The organism is Variovorax gracilis (assembly GCF_030317115.1).
In the GTDB taxonomy this organism is placed as follows: domain Bacteria; phylum Pseudomonadota; class Gammaproteobacteria; order Burkholderiales; family Burkholderiaceae_C; genus Variovorax; species Variovorax gracilis.
The window spans coordinates 20230-40327 of record NZ_JASZYF010000025.1 but is presented as its reverse complement, the minus strand read 5'-3'; the positions used below and the strand labels follow the sequence as shown (position 1 = coordinate 40327).

Here is a 20098-nt window from a genome sequence, read left to right as displayed (position 1 = left end):
TCACTCCGGCGCGTACCCCAGCATCTTCATCGCCGCCCCAATGGACTTGCGGCTCTTCTCCATCCCCTCCCAAGGCTTGTTGCCCGTGGGAACGCGTCGCCCGATGTTCCGCACGGTCCATTGCGACGCACTCGTCAGCGTGGGAAGCTCATCCCACGCGAGCGGTACCGACACGCCAAGCCCCGGACGCGAGCGCGCCGACCAGGCGCTCACCGTCGTCGCACCGAATCCGTTGCGCAGGTAGTCCACGAAGATCTTGCCCACGCGGTTGCGCGGACCGCTCTTGGCGACGAAGCGGTCTGGAATGGTGTCCGCGAGATGCTGCACCACTGCCTGCGAGAAGCCCTTGACCGTGTCCCAGTCGTAGTGGCGCCGAATCGGCACCACCACGTGCAGTCCCTTGCCGCCGCTGGTCTTGAGAAAGGCCGGCAGGCCGAGTTCGGTCAGCAGCGTCTGCACCAGCAGGGCCGCTTCCTGCATGCGCGCCCAGGCGACGCCTTCGCCGGGGTCGAGATCGAAGGTCATGCGGTCGGGCTTGCCGATGGCACTGGAGGTCGCGTTCCAGGTGTGGAGCTCGATCACGTTCATCTGCGCGGCCGACATCAGTCCGCGCTCGGTGTCGATCTGCAGCAGCGGCTCGTGGCCCGGGTCGAGTGCCGGATCGAGCAGCTTGACCCCCGGCAGTTCGTCCTGCTTCAGGTGTTTCTGGAAGAACAGTTCGCCGCCGACACCCTCTGGCGCGCGCACCAGCGACACGGGCCGGCCCTTGAGATGCGGCAGGATGAGTTCGGCCACCTGGTGGTAGAAGGCCGCGAGTTCGCCCTTGGTGGTGCCGCTTTGCTTGTCGATCACGCGGTCGGCGTTGGTGATGCGCTGCGTCATGGGCTTGGTGGCTCCTTGGCCGGTGCGGGTGGCGGTACTCGCCGGCGCGAGTTCGGGCACCTCGGCTGTCTCGCGGCGGATCTGGCGGGCCGGCTTGTCGGCGCGCAGGCCCTGGAACACCGAATGGCGGATGCGCCCTTCGCGCGTCCATTCGCCGAAGGACACCTCGCACACCAGCGCGGGCTTGACCCATTGCGCCTTGACGCCGGTGGGCCGCGTTTCGAAGGGGCATGCGTCGGTTCGCTGCTTGTCGAGCTTCGCCTTGATGTCGGCGAGCCGGGTAGCGTCGAAGCCTGTGCCGACATTGCCGCAGTACTGCAGCGCGCCCTCGTCGTCGTAGACGCCCAGCAGCAGCGAGCCGAAGCCCGAGCGCGATCCCTGCGGCGCCGTATAGCCGCCGATCACGAACTCCTGCCGCCGCTGGTTCTTGAGCTTGACCCAGTTCGGCGAGCGGCGCGAGACGTAGCCCGACCCCTTGCGCTTGCCGATGATGCCTTCGAAGCCCAGGTGCGCGGACGACGCCAGCAGATCGCGCGGCGACGCCTCGAAGGCCTCGCTGAGCCGCAACGCTTCCGGCGCCTTCTCGCCCAGCAGGCCGGCGAGCTGCGCGCGACGCTCTTCCACCGGCAAGTCGCGCAGGTCTCGCCCATCAAGAAAGGGCGCGTCGAAGAGCCAGTAGACGATGGATGCCGTGGCACCGCTGTCGAACGCGTTCTGCAGCGCCTGGAAGTCGGGCGCGCCTTTCTCGCCGTCGACCACGATCTCTCCGTCGAGCCACGCCGAGCGCGTGGGCAGCTTCGCGAGCGCCTTCGCCAGCTTGGGCAGTTTCGCAGTCCAGTCGTGGCCGTTGCGCGTGATGCACTGGATCTTGTCGCCGTCGATGCGCGTCAGAAGTCTGTACCCGTCGAACTTCAGCTCGTAGATCCAGTCGTCCGGATCGGCGGGTGGCGCCGATGCGAGCGTTGCCAGTTGCGGCGCCAAGGCGACAGGCAACGCGGCCTTGCGTCCGGGCGCCTCGGTGCTCTTCGCGGCGGCCTTCCTGCGCGCGGCCGGCGCTTTCTCCTTGTCTTTCTTCTCCGCCGGCGCCGGCTTGCCGTAGGTGATGTGCGGCGGGTCGTCGACGTCCCTGCCGGTCAGCACGCTGTCGGGCAGGGCCTCGACGATGTCGTAGTCTGCGAGCGGGCGCGCTTCGGCATCTCTTTCCTTGATGAGCAGCCAGGGCTCCTGCTTTTCGCCATTGCCGCGCATTCGCACCAGTGTCCAGTGGCCCTTCAACTTGTCGCCACGCAGCTCGAACTTCAGCTTGCCTTCCGCCAGGGCCTTGCGCGCATCGCCTTCGGCGGCCCATTCGCCGCGATCCCACACGATGACAGTGCCGGCGCCGTATTGCTTGGGCGGGATGGTGCCCTCGAAGCTGGCGTAGGAAACCGGATGGTCCTCCACATGCACGGCCATGCGCTTGACGGTCGGATCGAGGCAGGGCCCCTTGGGCACCGCCCAACTCTTGAGCGTGCCGTCGAGTTCTAGCCGGAAGTCGTAGTGCAACCGGCTCGCGTGATGCTTCTGCACGACGAAGGACAGCGTGCCGCTGGCCGACTTGCCGCCGGTGCGAGGCTCCGGCGTCTTCTTGAAGTCGCGCTTGCGGTGGTACGGCGCCAGCGCTTCGCGTGCACTCGGCCTGCTCATGGTCGCGGCACCTCCGGCGGCCTTGCGCCGCGCGGTCTTCGGGGAGTGCTTGGATGCGGGCATGGCGTATTTCTCCAGGCTGGCACCCTAATTTGCACGCTCGCGCGCCGATGTAGGAACACGGCGTCCGCAGGCGTCAGGGCCGGACGGCGGCTACTTCGACGCCACCACCACGCCTGGCGGCTTCCAGGTGCCTTCGCCAGCGGGCAGGATCGACGGCTGCGATGTCTTGGGCCAGTACAGCCGCATCACGAGGTACATCGGGCCAGCGGGCGCCGGCAGCCAGTTGCTCTCCAGCGACTTGCCGGGCGACTTGTTCTGGATATACAGGGTGATCGAGCCGTCCGCGTTCTTCTTCATGCCCTGCAGCATGGGCGAGTTGAGCAGGTAGCGATTGATCGGGTTCTTGATGAGAAGCTGGCTCTTGCCGTCGTACATCGTGACCGACCAGAACGCATTCACCGGTGGCAGCTGCCCCGCCGGGAAGGTGACCGTGTAGTTGTGCCTGCTGCCGTCCAGCGTCTCGCCGGCCGCGGTCGTTCGCGTCATGGGGTAGGTGGCCTCCACCGCATCGTTGCCGTAGATGCCGCCCTTGGCCGCGGCGGCGCGCAGCAGCCAGTTGCCCTTGTAGAAGTTCCGGTCGCCGAAGGCCGAGCCCACTCTCCAGCCATTGATGTCCTTCGTCCCGCTGGTCAGTCGCTTCTCGATCTTCTCCTCGCCTTCCTTCATCCCGAGGCCGACGGCCGCCTTGTGCTCGGGCGACAGGTCCTTGAACTCGAAGGTCTTGCCCGGGCCGACGCCGATGCGCGCGATCCGGGCCCGTACGGCTGCGTCGTCCGGCGTCTGCGGAACGTAGAGGAGGGCGGCGTCGAGATACTCGAAGAAGTTGTCCTTGATCCCGGCGGTGGTGGCCGGAAGGAACTTGAGCGTCGGCGGGGCCGGCGGCGGCGCCTGCTTCAGGAAGGCGGACAGCGGTTGCGCCTTGTAGCCGGCCTGCACCTTCACCACCTCCGGCATGTCCTTCGGATTGAAGAGCTGCGTGCGGAAGATGGCCGCCGCAAAAGGAGTGGTCGAAGCGAACACCTTCCGGATGCCAGGGGGCGTCGGACCCTTCCAGTCGGGACCGGCCACCATGTAGCTGCCCGGATCATTGCCCGTGGCGCGGCTGCCGGCGTAGCCGAAGTTGTACGTGTTGCCGTCGACGAGCTGCACCGAGTAGTAGCGCTTCTTGTCCACCGCCGGTACCGAGATCACCATCGGCTCGGCCCGCAGGTCCATCCACAGCATGGAATAGGGCGTGTCGCTGTTGGGTGTGACGACGGCCGTGTCCTGGTAGGTGTAGACGCGCGCCTCGTTCTTGATCTGGTTGAACGGCGCCTTGAACTGCGGCCCGCCCTTGTCCACCGCGTACTCATTCATGACCGCGTAGTTCATGACGAGAGGCAGGCCGTAGATGAAGGCTTCCTCGGCGATGGCCTTGGTCTCGGCAATGCCTGGCGCAGCGATACCCGCGGCCTTGTCCGCCCGTGCGGCCTGGGAAACCGCATCATTCTTGCCGGCACAGCCGGCGGCGAGCATGGCCGCGACCAGTGCAAGCAGCAAGCTGCAGCCAAAGCGTTGGAATCGGATCATCGGAACTCCTTCGTCGCACCGGCGAAGTGTCCGCCTTCGCCCAGTCCATGCGCAATATGGGAAAGAACCCACCCGTGAGCGCGGGCATCCGGTCCGGCTTCGGCCCGGGTACGTGGCATCACGTACGCCTTCGCCCACGCCCCGGTCGCCGGCGGTTTCAGGGCTCGCCGGGCTGCAGCCCCTTGGTCGCGCCACGCACCGCCGCACGCAACCGTCGGGCATCACTGGGCCGCTCCAGGAAGTCCACCGCGCCGGCGCGCATGATGTCGACCGCGACGCACAGCTCATCGGTGCGCCCGAGCACGATCACCGGCAGGATGCGGCCGGCCGAGGCGACGAAATCGAGGATGTCCATGTCCGGCAGTTCGAGGGCGGCGAGCACGCAGGCGTATTCCTCGACCGGGCGCACGGCGAAAAAGGCGCGCGCGCCATCGAGGGCGACGACCGCATGCGTGAACCCGGCGAGCACGGCGGCCAGCCGCGCCTTTTCGTCAGGATCGGGCTCGATCAGATAGACGCTGGGGTTAGGGTAGGTCAACAGGGCACAGCTTGCGACAGGCCCTCACTTGCGCGGTATACGTGCGAATACCGTTTCCACGTAGGTAGCGCCCGACGCGTCAGGCGCGGCGCTCGGCGGCGAGGCGGATCAGCTCGACCATCGACCCCACGCCGAGCTTCTCCAGCAACCGGCTGCGATGCAGCTCGACCGTGCGGTGGCTGATGCCCAGCCGCTGCGCGATGACCTTGCTCGGCAGCCCCTGGACCGCCAGTTGCATCACCTCGCGCTCGCGTTCCGTCAACGCGTCGAGCATGCGCAGGTAGCTGTCGTCGCGGGTGGCGACGCTGCGGACGGCGGCGTCCCGCGACAGGGCCTCGTTGATGTTGTCCAGCAGCTCCTGCTCGCGGTAGGGCTTGGTGACGAATCCGACTGCGCCGTTGCGCATGGCCTCGACGACGGTGGGGATATCCGCATGCGCGGTGATGAAGACGATCTGGATCGGCGCCTTCATCTCGTTGAGCTTCGCCTGCAGCGCGAGGCCGCTGGTGCGGGCCATGCGCACGTCGAGCACGAGGCAGCCCGCCCGGCCCGGGTCGTAGGCGGCAAGGAACTCGTTCGCGGAGCCGAAGGCTTCGCCGGCAAGGCCGACCGATTCGACCAGTTCCTTGATCGAATCGCGAACCGCCTCGTCGTCGTCCAGGATAAAAACAGTCACGGGAACATTCATCAGCCGGCCTCGTCGATGCAGGGAAGGGTGAACTCGAAGACGGCGCCGCCCTCGTCGCCGCTGCGGGCGCTCAGGTGGCCGCCGTGCGCCTCCACGATGGTGCGGCAGATCGACAGGCCCACGCCGAGCCCCGCCGCCTTGGTGGATACGAAGGGCTCGAAGATGCGGTCGATGTCGCCCTTCGCAAAACCGGGTCCGCTGTCGGCGACGCGCACTTGGATGTGGCGCAGGTCGTCGGCGGTCCCCACGTCGATGATCAGCCGTTTCTCGGCCGTGTCGGGAAGATTCGCCATGGCGTCGCTCGCATTGCGGATGAGGTTGACCATGACCTGCTGGATCTGGATGTCGTCCCCGATCACGTCGGGCAGGCCATCGGCGAGCTGCAGACGGATCGCGACGTCATGCAGGTGGCCTTCCATCTCGGCGAAGCGCAGCGATTCCTTCACCGTCTGGCCGACGCCCAGGCGCGTCATCTCGAACTCGTGCCGCCGCACCATCGATCGCATCTTCCTCATCACCTCTCCGGCACGGCTCGACTGCGCGACGATCTTGTCGAGCAGCCCGGACACCCTGGCCAGCTCCGGATGGCCGATGGCCGACGCATGCCGGCGCGCCGCGAGGGCGTAGTTCTCGATCGCGACCAGCGGCTGGTTGACCTCGTGCGCGATGCCCGCGGACATCTCGCCCACCGTGTGCAGGCGCACCAGATGCGCGAGGCGTTCCCGGTGCTGCGCCGCTTCGGCCTGCGCCTCGGACACGCGCCGCTCCGCCTCCTTGCGGCTGAGCGCCGTCGCGAACACTTCGCCGAGCAGCCGCACACGCGGGACGAATGCACCCGACCATTCGCGGCCCGCATGCAGCGTCGCCAGCGAGAACGCGCCGACCACCACGCCCGCGATGCGCATCGGCACGGCCAGCATCGACACCGCATTCAGCGCCCGCAGCGTCGCCAGGTCCGTGTCCGCCTCCGGCGGCAAGTCGTCGAGGCGATGCACCTGCACCGCCTCTCCCCGGCCAAGCTGTTGCACGACCCACGGGAGCGTGTGCCTGCTGGCCGTCGTCGGCATCGACGGCCCCTCCGTGATCCAGAAGTGCGTGGGCGACATGCCCTTCCGGTCCGCGTCGAAGCGCCACAGCGTCGCGCGCTCCATGCCCAGGAAGCGGGCCGTGCGCTGCAGGCCGGCGTCGATGGCGCGATCCACTTCGCCCGAGGGCAGCGAGACCAGCGACGCGGTGATGTCCGCCAGCATCTGCTCGAAGGCGAGCATCTGCTCCAGTTCCTGCTGCGCGTGCTTGCGCGCGATGGCATTGCCGAAGATTTCCGCCACCAGCCGCAGCCGGGCCAGCAACTCGTCAGGCCACGTGCGGTGCGCGCCCATGGAGAGGAAGTTGAGTGCACCGAAAACCTCGCCCGCCACCACCAGCGGCATCGCGACCATCGACTTGGCCTCGCTGCGGTCGAAGGTCGCCTTGTCCTCGGCCGCCTCGGGCGGGAGTTCGTCCGTCGCCCTGAACACGACGGCCTGTCCGCGGTTGAGCATCGACGTGGACCACGGATAGGCCGTGACCCGCTCCCACAGGATCGCAGGCGGATAGCTGCCGCGCGTCCAGGTGTTCACGCGGGTGAAGGAGGCCTTGTCGGGATACAGGCGCAGCAGCGTGCAGCGATCGATGTCGAGGGTATCGACGATCGACTTCACCGCGGCATCGATGGCGGCATCGACTTCCGCCGGCTGCAGGCTGATGAAGCGCGCCGACAATTGGATCAACAGGCGCTCGAACCTCGGGAGGTCGTTCGGCGTGTCCAGTGGCAACGACGCACCCATGCTCGTTCAGGACTCCGCCTTGATGCCGCCGCGCCGGACGGTCTGTCCCCAGCGGTCGTAGTCCGCCGTCACGAGTGCGGCGAATTCCCCGAGCACGGCCGTGCCCGTCTCCAGGCCGTACTTTGCGAACGACGCCCGCACGGACGGCGTCACCAGCGCGGAACGGGCGGCATCGCCGAATCGCGCGATCGCCTCCGGCGGCGTGCCCGCGGGCGCAAACAGACCGGCCCATTCGCGCGCGACGAGATCGATGCCGCACTCCCGCATCGTCGGGACGTCCGCCAGCAGCGGAGAGCGCGAAGTGCCCGTCGTCGCCAGCACGCGGACCTTGCCGGCCTGCTTGAACGGCAGCGCCATCCACGGAATGACGGCCGCCGCCTTGAGACTGCCTTCGACGAGTGCGGCCATCTCCTCCAGCGCGCCGCGATAGTGGACCGGCCGCACGTCGGTGCCCGTCCTGGAGCCCAGCTCGACCATGGCGAGATGCGCCACGGTGCCCACGCCGGCCGTACCGCAGGTCGCCAAGGCCGGGTTCTGACGGAACCATCGCATCAGGCCCTGGATGTCTTCGGCGGGATGGTCCGCCGCCACCACGACGGACAGATCGGTGACGCCGAGGAGCGCAATCGGCACGAGCAGCTTCACCGGGTCGCCCGGCAGGTCGGGATAGAGGTGCGGCTGGATCGTGAGCGTCGCGCCGGGCGACAGCAGCAGCGTGCGCCCCGCAACGGGCGCGCGCGCAGCAGCCGACACGGCGATCCGGCCGCTCGCGCCGGTGCGGTTCTCGACGACGACGGGGCTACGAAGCCACTCCCGCAAGGGATCGGCGAGCACGCGCGCCATCCCGTCGGTGGGACCGCCAGGCGGAAAGCCGACCATGAGTGTCACGGCTGGCCCGGAGTCCTCAGCGCGCGTTGCGCTCGCCACCGAAGCGGCCAGGGCCCCTGAAGACATCTGCAAGAAAACTCGCCGCTTCATGGGACTTCATCCTCGCTCCGCCTTGTTGTTGAATCTTGAGCCGGGGAGCACGCGGATTTGAGCGCAGCCGCTTGCGCATTGCAAGGCGCCGCTATGCCGAACGGGCTAGGCCTTATGCCAGCCCCGGCGCGCGAACGCCGGTGCGCCAACCGCATGGCGCACCAGGCGGATGCCTCAGCCGCGCTTGGCGACCAGCGTCAGGATGTCGTAGCTCGCGACGAGTTCGCCGTCCTGGTTCGTCACTTCCACGTCCCAGGCCACCACCCCCTGGCCGACGCCGTTGGCGTCCTTCTTCTGGCGGTCGATCTTGCGCTTGCAGGTGAGCCGAGCACGGATCGTGTCGCCGATGCCCACCGGCTTGACGAAGCGCAGCGTGTCGAGCCCGTAGTTGGCGAGCACCGGCCCCGGCGCCGGCGAGACGAAGAGGCCCGCCGCCGCGGACAGCACGAAGTAGCCGTGCGCGATGCGCTTGCCGAAAGGACTCTCCTTCGCGGCGACCTCGTCGAAGTGCATGTAGAAATAGTCGCCGGAGATGCCACCGAAGGCGACGATGTCGGCCTCGCCCACGGTGCGGCGATGCGTCAGCAACGAATCGCCGATCTCCAGGTCCTCGAAGTGCTTGCGGAAGGGGTGCAGCTCCGATTCGCGCAACTTGGCGCCGCGCATGTACTCGCCGGTAATGGCCGCGAGCATCGTGGGCGAGCCCTGCACCGCCGCGCGCTGCAGGTAATGCTTGACCGCACGCAGGCCGCCCAGCTCCTCGCCACCGCCCGCGCGGCCGGGGCCGCCGTGCTTGAGGAAAGGCAGCGGCGAGCCATGGCCCGTCGATTCGACCGCAGCCTCGCGGTCGAGCACGAGCAGCCGGCCGTGGTGTGCCGCAGCCACGGGAATCGCCTTCGCTGCCGTCGCCGGGTCCTTGGTGACCAGCGTCCCGACGAGACTGCCGCGTCCGCGCGCGGCGAGCGCCAGCGCTTCGTCCAGGCCGTCATACGCCATGAGCGTGCTCACGGGGCCGAAGGCTTCCACGTCGTGCACCGCGTCGTGCCGCAGCGGGTCGCGCGACAGCAGCAACGTGGGCGAGAAGAACGCGCCTTCGGCCACGCCCTCACCCTGCGGCGAGAAGCCGTCGCGGTCGCCGTAGACCAGTTCCGCGCCTTCCATCAGCGTGCGGACGCGCTCGGCCACGTCGGCCTGCTGCGCGTGCGATGCGAGTGCGCCCATGCGCACGTCCTCGCGCGACGGATCGCCCACCACCGTTTTCGCGAGCCGTGCGCGAAGCTTCTCGGCGACCGCGTCCAGATGCTGGCGCGGCACGATGGCGCGGCGGATGGCGGTGCACTTCTGGCCCGACTTGACCGTCATCTCGCGTGCGACTTCCTTGACGAAGAGATCGAACTCCTCGTCGTCGGGCGACACATCGGGCGCGAGGATGGCGCAATTCAGCGAATCGGCCTCGGCGTTGAAGGGGATCGAATGCCTCACGATGTTCGGGTGCACGCGCAGCTTGGCAGCGGTGTCTGCCGAGCCGGTGAAAGTGACAACGTCGGAGCCGTCGAGCCGGTCGAGCAGATCGCCCGTGCTGCCGATCACGAGTTGCAGGCTGCCTTCCGGCAGCAAGCCCGAGCGGTGCATCAGGCGCACCAGCGCTTCGGTCAGGTAGCTGGTGGAGGTCGCCGGCTTGCCGATGCAGGGCATTCCCGCGAGGAAGCTGGGCGCCCATTTCTCCAGAAGGCCCCACACCGGGAAGTTGAAGGCATTGATATGCACCGCAACGCCATGGCGAGGCACAAGGATGTGCGTTCCGGCGAATCCGCCCTTCTTGCCGAGCGGCATCACGGGGCCTTCGTGCACGAGGTTGCCCGAAGGCAGCTCGCCGGCGCCGATGCCCGCATAGGCCGCGAGCGTGCCCGCACCGCCTTCGATGTCGATCCAGCTGTCGGCACGCGTCGCGCCGGTATGGGCCGAGATGGCGTACAGCTCTTCCTTGTGCTCCGCCAGGTACTTCGAGATGGCGCGCAGGCGCTGGGCCCGGTGCTGGAAGTCCATGGCCAGCAGCGCGGGCAGGCCGACGCTGCGCGCATGGTGGAGCGCCTCGCCGAAATCGATCGACTCGGCATGCGTGCTCGCGACCGGACGGCCGTTGACGGCACTGCGCAGCGTCTGCGCGCCCTGTTCGCCGAGCCAGCGGCCGCCGATGAAGCTTTGAAGGATCTGGGTCATGAATTTCTCCGAAGGAATCAGTTTTGCGTTCACGCGGGAGGCCGCGAACCCCGCGGAACCGGCTCGGCCGGACCGCCGGGGTTGCCCCCGGGGTGGGGGTGTCCGAGCCACACGAAGTGGGCGAGGCTGGGGGCGAGCTTCATGCCACAACCGCGTTCTTGTTGCCCAGCCCGAGGTAGGTGTCGATGATCCGCCGGTCGTGCAGCAGCGCGTCGGCCTCGCCGGTCAGCGCCACCGCGCCGGTCTCCAGCACGTAGCCGCGGTCGGCCACCTGCAAGGCGGCGCGGGCGTTCTGCTCTACCAGCAGCACCGAGACGCCGTGCGCACGCAGCGACGACACCACGTGGAGCACTTCGCGCACGATGAGCGGCGCGAGGCCGAGCGAGGGTTCGTCCAGCATCAGCAGGCGCGGCCTTGCCATCAGCGCGCGGCCGATGGCGAGCATCTGGCGCTCGCCGCCCGAGAGCGTGCTGGCGAGTTGCGCACGGCGCTCCTTGAGTCGCGGAAAGATTGCGAAGACCTCCTCCATGCGCTCCCGCTGGTCGCGCTTGCCGGTGCGCCAGCGATAGAAACCGCCCAGCAGCAGGTTGTCCTCGACCGGCATCTCGCCGAAGAGCTCGCGCCGCTCGGGCACGAGCGCCACGCCGCGCGCGACCATCGCCTCCACGCTGGGCCGCGCGATGCGCTCGCCCGCCAGCGTGAGGCTGCCGGTGGAAGGCAGCAGGCCCATCGCGGCGCACAGCAGGGTCGTCTTGCCGGCGCCATTGGGGCCGATGACGGTGACGATTTCGCCTTCGTCCACGCGCAACTCGATGCCGTGCACGGCCTCGACAGCACCGTACGCGACGCTGAAGTTCTGGAGTTCGAAGAGAGCTTTCATGCGGCCATCGGAATCGGTTCGTCGCTGCCGCCCAGGTAGGCGTCCAGCACACGGGGGTTGGATTGCACCTGCGCGGGCGTTCCTTCGGCGATGACGGCGCCGAACTCCAGCACCGTGATGCGGTCGGCAAGGTTCATGACGAACTCCATGTCATGTTCGACGACGAGGATGCCCAGGCCCTCGGCGCGCAATTGCGAAAGCAGCGTCGCCAGCGCCTGCTTCTCCAGATGGCGCAGGCCGGCGGCGGGTTCGTCGAGCAGCAGCGCGGCGGGCTGGCCCGCCAGCGCGCGGGCGATCTCCACCACGCGCTGCTGTCCCAGCGCCAGCGATGCGGCCGGCGCATCGGCATGCTCGCCCAGGCCGCAGCGCTCGATCTGCCGGCGTGCCTCGGCCAGCAGGGCGGCTTCCTCGGCGCGGTCCAGCCGCAGCATCGCGGACAGCCAGCCGCGGTGCCCGCGCCGGTGCGCACCGAGCGCCACGTTCTCCAGCACGCTGCGCGTGCCGAGCAGGCGCACATGCTGGAAGGTGCGGCCGAGCCCGCGCGCAGCGTAGTCGCGCGAGGGCTTGCCGTTCATCGTCTCGCCCATCAGGCGCACTTCCCCTTCGGTCGGGTCGTCCACGCCGGAGATCATGTTGAAGAAGGTGCTCTTGCCGGCCCCGTTGGGGCCGATGAGCGCATGCACCTCGCCGGCCTTGAGCGTCATCGCGACCGCGTTGTTGGCGACGAGTCCGCCGAAGCGCTTGGTGACCTTGTCGGCCTCCAGCAGCATCTCGCCGGATGCGGGCAGCTTGCGGCTGGCAAGGGGCGCAATGGCCTTGGCCTCGCGCACGGGCTCCGGCCTCAGGAAGCGCGCGGTCACGCGCGCGAGGGTCGGCCACAGCCCTTCGGCGAAGCGCTGCAGCACGAAGAGCATCAGCAGGCCGAACACGATCACCTCGAAGTTGCCGCTCGCGCCGAGCAGCTTCGGCAGGATGTCCTGCAACTGCTCCTTGACCAGCGTGATGAGCGTTGCACCCAGCACGGCGCCCCACAGATGCCCCGCACCGCCGACCACGGCCATGAAGAGGTACTCGATGCCGATGTTCAGGTTGAAGGGCGTCGGGTTCACGAAGCGCTGCATGTGCGCGTACAACCAGCCCGACAGCGCCGCCAGCAGCGCCGCGAGCACGAACACCTTCACGCGGTAGCGCGCGGTGTCGACGCCCATCGACTCGGCCATCACCCGGCCCGACTTGAGCGCCCGGATGGCGCGCCCTTCGCGCGAATCGAGCAGGTTGTGCAGCGCCCACAGCGCCAGCAGCAACGCGGCCCAGATCAGCGGTCCCAGCGCGCGCGGCGACGCGAGCGAGATGCCCGCGATGGTGAGCGCCGGCAGGCCGGTGATGCCGGTCTGGCCGCCGAGGAACTCCAGGTTGCCGAACAGGAAGTAGAGGCTCAGCCCCCACGCGATCGTGCACAGCGGGAGGTAGTGGCCGGAGAGCTTCAGGGTGATGGCGCCCAGCCCCCATGCGACGAGGAAGGTGAGCGCGAGACCCAGCACCAGTCCGACCCACGGCAACAGGCCCGGAGCGATCACGCCGCCCAGCGCCGCCGCGGCAGCGGGCGACGTGCAGACCCAAGCCGTGGCATAGGCGCCGATGGCAACGAAAGCGGCCTGCCCGAAGGAGGTCATGCCGCCGATGCCGGTCAGCATGACCAGCCCCGCGGCGACCATCGAATAGAGGCCGATGTAGCTGAACATCGTGACGGTGAACTCTGGCAGCCACGGCCAGCAGAGCGCAAGCGCCACGACGCACAGCAGGGTGAGATGGCGCCGCGTCATTCCTCGTCCTCCACGTGGCGGCTGTGCAGTGAACGCCACCACAGCACAGGGATGATCAGCGTGAACACAAGCACTTCCTTGAATGCGCTGGCCCAGAACGAAGAGAAGGCTTCGAGCTGGCCGACCAGCAATGCGCCGAGCAGCGCGATCGGATAGCTCGCCAGCCCGCCGACGATGGCGGCGACGAAGCCCTTGAGCCCGATGAGAAAGCCAGTGTCGTAATAGACCGTGGTCAGCGGCGCAATGAGCAGACCCGACACCGCACCGATCAATGCGGCCAGCGCAAAGCTCAGGTCACCCGACAGGTCGGTCGGAATGCCCATGAGCCGCGCGCCGACCCGATTCATCGCCGTGGCGCGCAACGCCTTGCCGACGATGGAACGCTCGAAGAAGAGGAACATCAGAACCACCAGTGCAAAGGCAACGCCCACCACCACCATCGACTGGCCAGTGATCGGCACGCCGCCCAGGTCGATGCGGGCTTCCGAGAAAGCCGGCGTGCGCGAACCTTCGGCGCCGAAGAAGAGCAGGCCCATGCCGACCAGCACGCCGTGCAGCGCGACCGAGACGATCAGCAGGATCAGCACCGTCGCATCCGCCAGCGGCCGGTAGGCCAGCCGGTACAGCAGCGGCCCGAGCGGCGTGATCAGCAGCAGGGTGGTGACCGCCTGCAAGGCCAGCGTCGTCGGCCGCAGGCCCAGCACCATGCCGCTGGCCAGCACGGGGAACGCGACCGTCCATACCAGCGTGGCCCTCCACTCCACCGTCGCGCCGCGCTTCCAGCGCCAGCCCTCGACCGCGAGCGTCGCGACAGCGAGAGCGAGCAGCAGCCACAGCGTGGCCGGCACGCGCCCGGCATGGAGTGCGGCCATCGACAAGGCGCCGAAGGCCACGAGTTCGCCCTGCGGGATGAAGATCACCCGCGTGACGGAAAACACCAGCACCAAGGCCAACGCCATCAGTCCGTAGACCGCGCCATTGACGATGCCATCCTGCCCCAGCAACAGGGCGATCTGCAAGTCCATCACCACACCCCCATGCTTGCCGACTTCGTGTGGCCGCACGCCCCCTTGCAGGGGGCAACACCTGCGGCCCGGCAAAGCCGGTTCCGCGGTATTCCTGGCAGGGTGCGACTCGACGGGCTCAAACTACGAACCCGATCCATGTCAGGGGCTCGGGGGAAGGTATTTCCACGCGCCGTTCTCGATCTTGACCATCACGCGCGCGCGTTGGTCCAGACCCAGGTGGTCGTTGGCCGTCATGTTGAACACGCCATGCGCACCCGGCAGTTCCTTGACCTGCTCCAGCGCGTCACGCAGTGCAGCGCGGAATTCCGGCGTGCCGGGCTGTGCCTTCTTGAGCGCGACAGGGACCGCGGCAGCCATCAGCAGGCCCGTATCCCACGCATGCGCGCCGAAGGTCGAGACCGTGCCCTTGCCGTTCGCCGCCTCATAGGCAGAGACGTATGCCAGCGCGGACTTCTTCACCGGATTGCTGGCCGGAAGCTGTTCCGCAACGAGCACCGGTCCGGCGGGCAGGAAGGTGCCTTCGACGTCCTTGCCCCCCACGCGCAGGAAGTCGGCATTGGCGACGCCGTGCGTCTGGTAGACCTTGCCCGTGTAGCCGCGCTCCTTCAGGCTCTTTTGCGGCAGCGCCGCCGGCGTGCCGGAACCGGCAACCAGCACCGCGTCAGGCTTCGCGGACATGAGCTTCAGCGTCTGGCCGGTGACGGAGGTGTCGGTGCGCGCATAGCGCTCGTTCGAGACGATCTGCAGCTTCTTCAGCTCGGCCGCCTTGGTGAACTCCTGGAACCAGCCTTCGCCGTACGCGTCGGCGAAGCCGATAAAGCCGACCGTCTTCACGCCGTTGGCGGCCATGTGCTCCGCAATGGCGAGCGACATCATGATGTCGTTCTGCGGCGTCTTGAAGACCCAGCGCTTCTTGGCGTCCACCGGCTCGACGATGCGTGCCGATGCCGCCATCGAGATCATCGGCGTCTGGGCCTCGGAGATCACGTCGATCATCGCGAGCGAATTCGGCGTGGTGGTCGAGCCCAGGATCACGTCGACCTTGTTCTCGGAGATCAGCTTGCGCGTGTTGTTCACCGCGGCGGTCGTGTCGCTTGCGTCGTCGAGCACGATGTAGTTGATCTTCTGGCCGCCGATGGTCTTGGGCATCAGCGCGATGGTGTTCTTCTCGGGAATGCCGAGCGACGCCGCCGGGCCGGTGGCCGAGACCGTGACGCCGACGTTGATGTCGGCCTGCGCGAGCGCCGAGGCCAGCAGCATCGCGGCCAGCGCGAGGGGTTTGAAGTACTTCATACGGTTGTCTCCGTTGTGGTTGGTTAAGAAATCGTTGGGGTTGGGAAACTGGGGCTGGCGGTCAGGCGTCGACCGGCACGATGCGCTGCGGCAGCTTCACGGCCGGCAGCCCGCCGAGGAAGAGATCCGCGACCACGGGCGCCATCGCGTCGTAGTCGAGTTCGCCGTCGGGGCGCATCCAGATGAACATCCAGTTGATCATTCCGAAGAGCAGCATGGTCAGCGGCTTGGCGAGCGAGGCTTTCTTGAGGTCGGGCCGCAGTTCGGCCACGGCGCGCGCGAATCCGTTGACCACCTTGCGCTGCGTGTCGAGCACCCGCCGGCGATCCTCCTCCTCCAGGAACTTGACGTCCTCGGTCAGCACGCGGTGGGCATTCTTGGCGCCGGCGTATTCCTCGACGAAGCGGCGGATCAGCTCGCGCAGCTTGGCCTCGGGCGCCAGCTTCTGCACTTCGACGTCAACCACGAGGTCTTCGAGGCGCGACACGTGGTTCTCGGCGATGCTCACGAGCAGGCTGTATTTGTCTCGGTAGTAGTGATAGAGCAGCGCCTTCGAGAAGCCGCACGCCTCCGCCACCTGGTTCATCGAGGTCGCGGAGTAGCCCCGGTTGGCGAAGAGCAGCGCGGCGCGCTCCAGGATCATTTCGCGCTGGTCGTCGTATCCGGGGGAGCGTCCGCGGGCCATGGGGTTCCTTGTGCTTGCTAGCGTTCGTCGAACGAGAGCACCACGCGCTCGGTCAGCGGGTGGGCCTGGCAGGTGAGAACGAAGCCGGCTGCGACCTCGTTCTTGTCGAGCGCGAAGTTTCGCTCCATTCGCACCTTGCCTTCGACGAGCTTTGCGCGGCAGGTGCCGCACACGCCGGAGGTGCACGAGAACGGCACTTCCATGCCGGCCGCCGAGGCGCAGTCGAGGATGCTCGGCTGGTCCTTGCGAAACTCGATCTCGCGCTGCAGGCCGTCACGGATGATGACGATCTTCGCCAGCTCGGCATCGCCGGGCCGGGCCTCGTGGATGACGGCGCCCACCGGCGCGCCTTCGGGCGCGGCAACGCCGAAGCGTTCGATGTGGATGCGCTCCTCCGGCACGCCGGCGGCGAGCAGCGCGGCCTCGGCTTCGTCGTTCATCTGGAAGGGGCCGCAGATGTAGACGTGGTCGATGTTGGCCGCGGGCACCACGCTCGACAGGAACTCGCCGAGCTTCTCGCGGTTCATGCGGCCCATGTTGAGCGGTGCGTCGGTCGGCTCGCCCGAGAACACATGGTGCAGCACGAGCCGTGTCATGTAGCGGTTCTTCAGGTCCTCGAGTTCTTCCTTGAACATCGTGGATTGCAGCTTGCGGTTGGCATAGATCAGCGTGAAGCGCGAGTGCGGCTCGCGCGCCAGCACGGTCTTCATGATCGACAGGATCGGCGTGATACCGCTGCCGCCGACGATGCCGACGTGCTGCCGGCGCGAGTGCGGCTCGATCGGCACGAAGAAGCGGCCCTGCGGCGCCATCACGTTGACGGTGTCGCCGGGCTGGAGCTTCTCGTTGATCCAGTTCGAGAAGGTGCCGCCCTTGACCTTGCGCACGCCGACGCGCAGCTCGCCATCGTCGACACCGGCGCAGATCGAATACGAGCGGCGCAGGTCCTGGCCGTCGATGTCCTTGCGCAGGGTGAGGTACTGGCCCTGGGTGAAACCGAAGACATCGCGCAGCTCGGTGGGCACGTCGAAGGAGACGATGACGGCCTCGTCCGTGTCGGGCTCGACAGCACGAACTTGCAGGGGATGAAACATGACGCTCATATTTTTTCTCCCCCCCAGGCTTGCTCGCTTCGCGTAGCCGCCCACCCCCTGCCGGAGGCGCAGCCTGCGGCCCGGCCAAGCCGGTTCCACGGCAGCTCCCGAACGGGAGCGTCCGCTTCGCGGGGCTCCCCTCGGGAAACACCCTGCAAGGGGGTGGGCGGCCACACGAAGTGGGCAAGCCTGGGGGTATGGTTCATAGTGGCTTGAAGTGCTCGAAAGGTTCGCGGCAGCTGATGCAGCGGTACATGGCCTTGCAGGCGGTGGAGCCGAAAGCCGAGAGGCGCTCCGTGTGCAGGCTGCCGCAGCGCGGGCAGGCGATGGCATCGGCCTTGCGACCGAAAAAGCGGATGGGCACGGCGCCATCGGGTGCGGCCGGTCCGGGCGGCGCGATGCCGTACTCGGAGAGCTTGCGGCGGCCGTCGGCGCTGATCCAGTCGGTCGTCCACGCGGGCGCGCGGCGCAGGGTGACGTGGGCGGGGCCGAGGTCGGCCTTCGCGATGGCGGCCAGCACGTCGTGCTCGATCACTTCCGTCGCGGGGCAGCCCGAGTACGTGGGCGTCAGCACGATCTCCAGCGCTTCGCCGTGGTCGATCACATCGCGCACGATGCCGAGGTCGCGCACCGACAGCGCCGGCACTTCCGGGTCAAGCACGGTGCCGAGCACGTCCCACGCCTGCTCGCAGCGCGCGGTGGCGAAGGCGGCAAGTGCGCTCACCACACGCCTCCGGGGAACGCGCGCTGCAGGTGCTGCATCTCGGCCAGGATGTAGCCCATGTGCTCGGTGTGCACGCCGCGCTTGCCGGTGCTGCGGAAGGCCGTCTCGTCGGGACGGCTCAGCGTCGCTTCATCGAGGATGGTGTCCATCTCCGCCAGCCAGGGCTCGCGCAAATCGGCCCAGCGCGGACCCAGGCCCTGCGCCTGCGCCGCATCGTCCACCGCGTCGGATTCGAAAAGCTCGGGCACGTAGAGCCACAACTCGCGCAACGCCTTCTCGATGCGCTGACGGGATTCGTCCGTGCCGTCGCCCAGGCGCACGACCCAGTCGGCCGCGTGCTGCTGGTGGTAGCGCGCCTCCTTGATCGCCTTGCCGGCGATGCCGGCCAGCTCCGCGTCGCCGGAATCGCGCAGGCGCTCCCACAGCAGCTTCATCCAGGTCGCGACCATCGCATTGCGCAGCACCGTGAAAGCGAAGTCGCCGCGCGGCAGCTCCACCAGCGTGAGATTGCGGTAGTCCTTCTCGTCGCGCAGGAAGGCGAGCTGGTCCTCGTCGTGGCCCTTCCCTTCGAGCTGGCCCGCGTGCGTGAGCACGGCGCGGGCCTGGCCGATGAGGTCGAGCGCCATGTTGGACATGGCGATGTCTTCTTCGAGGATGGGCGCATGACCGGACCACTCGGCGATGCGCTGGCCGAGGATCAGGCAGGTGTCGCCGATGCGCAGCAGATACTGCACGCCCGGGCTCTGGTCGATGGCAATGGAACCTTGCATCACTGCCACCTCACATGTGGTCCACCGAGCCAGGCAGCCGGTAGAAGGTGGGATGGCGGTAGACCTTGTCTTCCATCGGGTCGAAATACATGTCCTTGTCGGCCGGGTCGCTCGCGACGATCTGGTCCGAGCGGACGACCCACACGCTGGTGCCTTCCTGGCGGCGCGTGTAGACGTCGCGTGCCATCTGGATGGCCATCTTCGGATCGGCGGCATGCAGGCTGCCGCAATGCTTGTGGTCGAGGCCGGACTTGCTGCGCACGAAGACTTCCCACAGGGGCCATTCGGCGGCGAGGGCTGGATCGGGGTGGCTCATGAATGTGTTCCTAGGCGGCAATGGGTTGAGGGGCGGCGCGCTTGGCGGCGTGGGCGAGCGCGGCTTCGCGCACCCAGGCGCCGTCGTCCCACGCCTTGACGCGGGCGCCGAGGCGTTCACGGTTGCAGGGGCCGTCGCCACCGACGACGCGCCAGAACTCGGCCCAGTCGATCGGCCCGTGGTCGTGGTGCTGGCGCTCCTCGTTCCACTTGAGATCGGGGTCGGGCAGGGTCACGCCGAGCACCTTGGCCTGGTCGACGGCGGCGTCGATGAACTTGGCGCGCAGGTCATCGTTGGAGAAGCGCTTGATGCCCCAGCGCATCGACTGCGCCGAGTTGGGCGACTGGTCGTCCGGCGGACCAAACATCATGATCGACGGCCACCACCAGCGGTTGACCGCGTCCTGCACCATCGCCTTCTGCGCGTCGGTGCCCTGCTGCATCATCGTGAGCAGCGCCTCGAAGCCCTGGCGCTGGTGAAAGCTCTCTTCGCGGCAGATGCGGATCATGGCGCGCGCATACGGTGCGTAGGAGCAGCGGCAGATCGGCACCTGGTTCATGATTGCCGCGCCGTCGACCAGCCAGCCGATGGTGCCCATGTCGGCCCAGCTCAGCGTCGGGTAGTTGAAGATCGAGCTGTACTTGGCGCGGCCCGTGTGCAGCGCATCGACCATCTGGTCGCGCGAAGTGCCCAGCGTCTCTGCCGCCGAATAGAGATAGAGCCCGTGCCCTGCCTCGTCCTGCACCTTGGCGAGCAGGATCGCCTTGCGCTTGAGCGTGGGCGCACGGGTGATCCAGTTGCCCTCGGGCAGCATGCCGACGATCTCGGAGTGCGCGTGCTGGCTGATCTGCCGCACCAGCGTCTTGCGGTAATGCTCGGGCATCCAGTCCTTGGCCTCGATGAAATCGCCTGCATCGATGCGGGCGTCGAAGCGCTCCTCGAGCTGCATTTCCTCGGCGGAGCGCACGGCCTTCTTGCTGCCGTCGTCCTTGCCCATCGTGTCCATGGCTTGCGTGTACATGGTGTTCCTTTCAG

17 protein-coding genes are annotated in these 20098 nt (G+C 67.8%); all 17 read right to left on the bottom strand.

Features of this window, described 5'->3' with window-relative positions; all coding sequences use genetic code 11:
- The 17 genes from ligD to paaA all read right to left on the bottom strand — a co-directional run bounded on the left by ligD (position 1) and on the right by paaA (position 20084).
- On the bottom strand, positions 1 to 2631 hold the full coding sequence (ligD, locus tag QTH97_RS29000) for a DNA ligase D (protein ID WP_444813482.1): 2631 nt from the start codon (positions 2629 to 2631) through the stop codon (positions 1 to 3).
- A gap of 90 nt (positions 2632 to 2721) precedes the next feature.
- Positions 2722 to 4200, bottom strand: a complete 1479-nt coding sequence (locus QTH97_RS28995; protein ID WP_286572028.1) for a DUF1254 domain-containing protein — start codon at positions 4198 to 4200, stop codon at positions 2722 to 2724.
- A gap of 157 nt (positions 4201 to 4357) precedes the next feature.
- Positions 4358 to 4738, bottom strand: coding sequence for a response regulator (locus QTH97_RS28990; RefSeq protein WP_286572027.1), 381 nt, complete (start codon positions 4736 to 4738; stop codon positions 4358 to 4360).
- A gap of 79 nt (positions 4739 to 4817) precedes the next feature.
- Entirely contained in the window at positions 4818 to 5414 is a 597-nt protein-coding gene (locus QTH97_RS28985; RefSeq protein ID WP_286572026.1) for a response regulator transcription factor, read from the bottom strand.
- Positions 5415 to 5425: 11 nt separating this feature from the next.
- Complete coding sequence (locus tag QTH97_RS28980) at positions 5426 to 7195, bottom strand: GAF domain-containing sensor histidine kinase (protein WP_286572025.1); 1770 nt, start codon at positions 7193 to 7195, stop codon at positions 5426 to 5428.
- Positions 7196 to 7258: 63 nt separating this feature from the next.
- A complete protein-coding gene (locus QTH97_RS28975; protein ID WP_286572077.1) occupies positions 7259 to 8131 on the bottom strand; it encodes a Bug family tripartite tricarboxylate transporter substrate binding protein in 873 nt (290 codons plus the stop codon).
- 273 nt (positions 8132 to 8404) lie between these two features.
- Positions 8405 to 10450, bottom strand: coding sequence for a phenylacetic acid degradation bifunctional protein PaaZ (paaZ, locus tag QTH97_RS28970; protein WP_286572024.1), 2046 nt, complete (start codon positions 10448 to 10450; stop codon positions 8405 to 8407).
- Positions 10451 to 10589: 139 nt separating this feature from the next.
- Positions 10590 to 11330 (bottom strand): ABC transporter ATP-binding protein, encoded by a 741-nt coding sequence (locus QTH97_RS28965; protein ID WP_286572023.1) that lies wholly within the window; start codon positions 11328 to 11330, stop codon positions 10590 to 10592.
- Positions 11327 to 13153, bottom strand: a complete 1827-nt coding sequence (locus tag QTH97_RS28960) for a branched-chain amino acid ABC transporter ATP-binding protein/permease (RefSeq protein WP_286572021.1) — start codon at positions 13151 to 13153, stop codon at positions 11327 to 11329. Before QTH97_RS28960 ends, QTH97_RS28965 begins: the two co-directional genes overlap by 4 nt.
- Positions 13150 to 14178, bottom strand: coding sequence for a branched-chain amino acid ABC transporter permease (locus QTH97_RS28955; protein WP_286572076.1), 1029 nt, complete (start codon positions 14176 to 14178; stop codon positions 13150 to 13152). The genes QTH97_RS28960 and QTH97_RS28955 overlap by 4 nt, the downstream gene beginning before the upstream one ends.
- A 141-nt stretch (positions 14179 to 14319) precedes the next feature.
- Entirely contained in the window at positions 14320 to 15474 is a 1155-nt protein-coding gene (locus QTH97_RS28950; RefSeq protein ID WP_286572020.1) for an ABC transporter substrate-binding protein, read from the bottom strand.
- A 61-nt stretch (positions 15475 to 15535) separates the two neighbouring features.
- Complete coding sequence (locus tag QTH97_RS28945) at positions 15536 to 16159, bottom strand: TetR/AcrR family transcriptional regulator (RefSeq protein WP_286572019.1); 624 nt, start codon at positions 16157 to 16159, stop codon at positions 15536 to 15538.
- Between the two features lie 17 nt (positions 16160 to 16176).
- Positions 16177 to 17262 carry a 1,2-phenylacetyl-CoA epoxidase subunit PaaE gene (paaE, locus tag QTH97_RS28940; protein WP_286572018.1) on the bottom strand — a complete coding sequence of 362 codons (1086 nt, stop codon included), beginning with the start codon at positions 17260 to 17262 and terminating at the stop codon, positions 16177 to 16179.
- A 193-nt stretch (positions 17263 to 17455) separates the two neighbouring features.
- Positions 17456 to 17977, bottom strand: coding sequence for a 1,2-phenylacetyl-CoA epoxidase subunit PaaD (gene paaD, locus QTH97_RS28935; protein ID WP_286572017.1), 522 nt, complete (start codon positions 17975 to 17977; stop codon positions 17456 to 17458).
- Entirely contained in the window at positions 17974 to 18747 is a 774-nt protein-coding gene (gene paaC / locus QTH97_RS28930; RefSeq protein ID WP_286572016.1) for a 1,2-phenylacetyl-CoA epoxidase subunit PaaC, read from the bottom strand. Before paaC ends, paaD begins: the two co-directional genes overlap by 4 nt.
- Positions 18748 to 18757: 10 nt before the next feature.
- A complete protein-coding gene (paaB, locus tag QTH97_RS28925) occupies positions 18758 to 19063 on the bottom strand; it encodes a 1,2-phenylacetyl-CoA epoxidase subunit PaaB (RefSeq protein ID WP_286572015.1) in 306 nt (101 codons plus the stop codon).
- 10 nt (positions 19064 to 19073) lie between these two features.
- A complete protein-coding gene (gene paaA / locus QTH97_RS28920) occupies positions 19074 to 20084 on the bottom strand; it encodes a 1,2-phenylacetyl-CoA epoxidase subunit PaaA (protein WP_286572013.1) in 1011 nt (336 codons plus the stop codon).
- Positions 20085 to 20098: the final 14 nt, after the last annotated feature.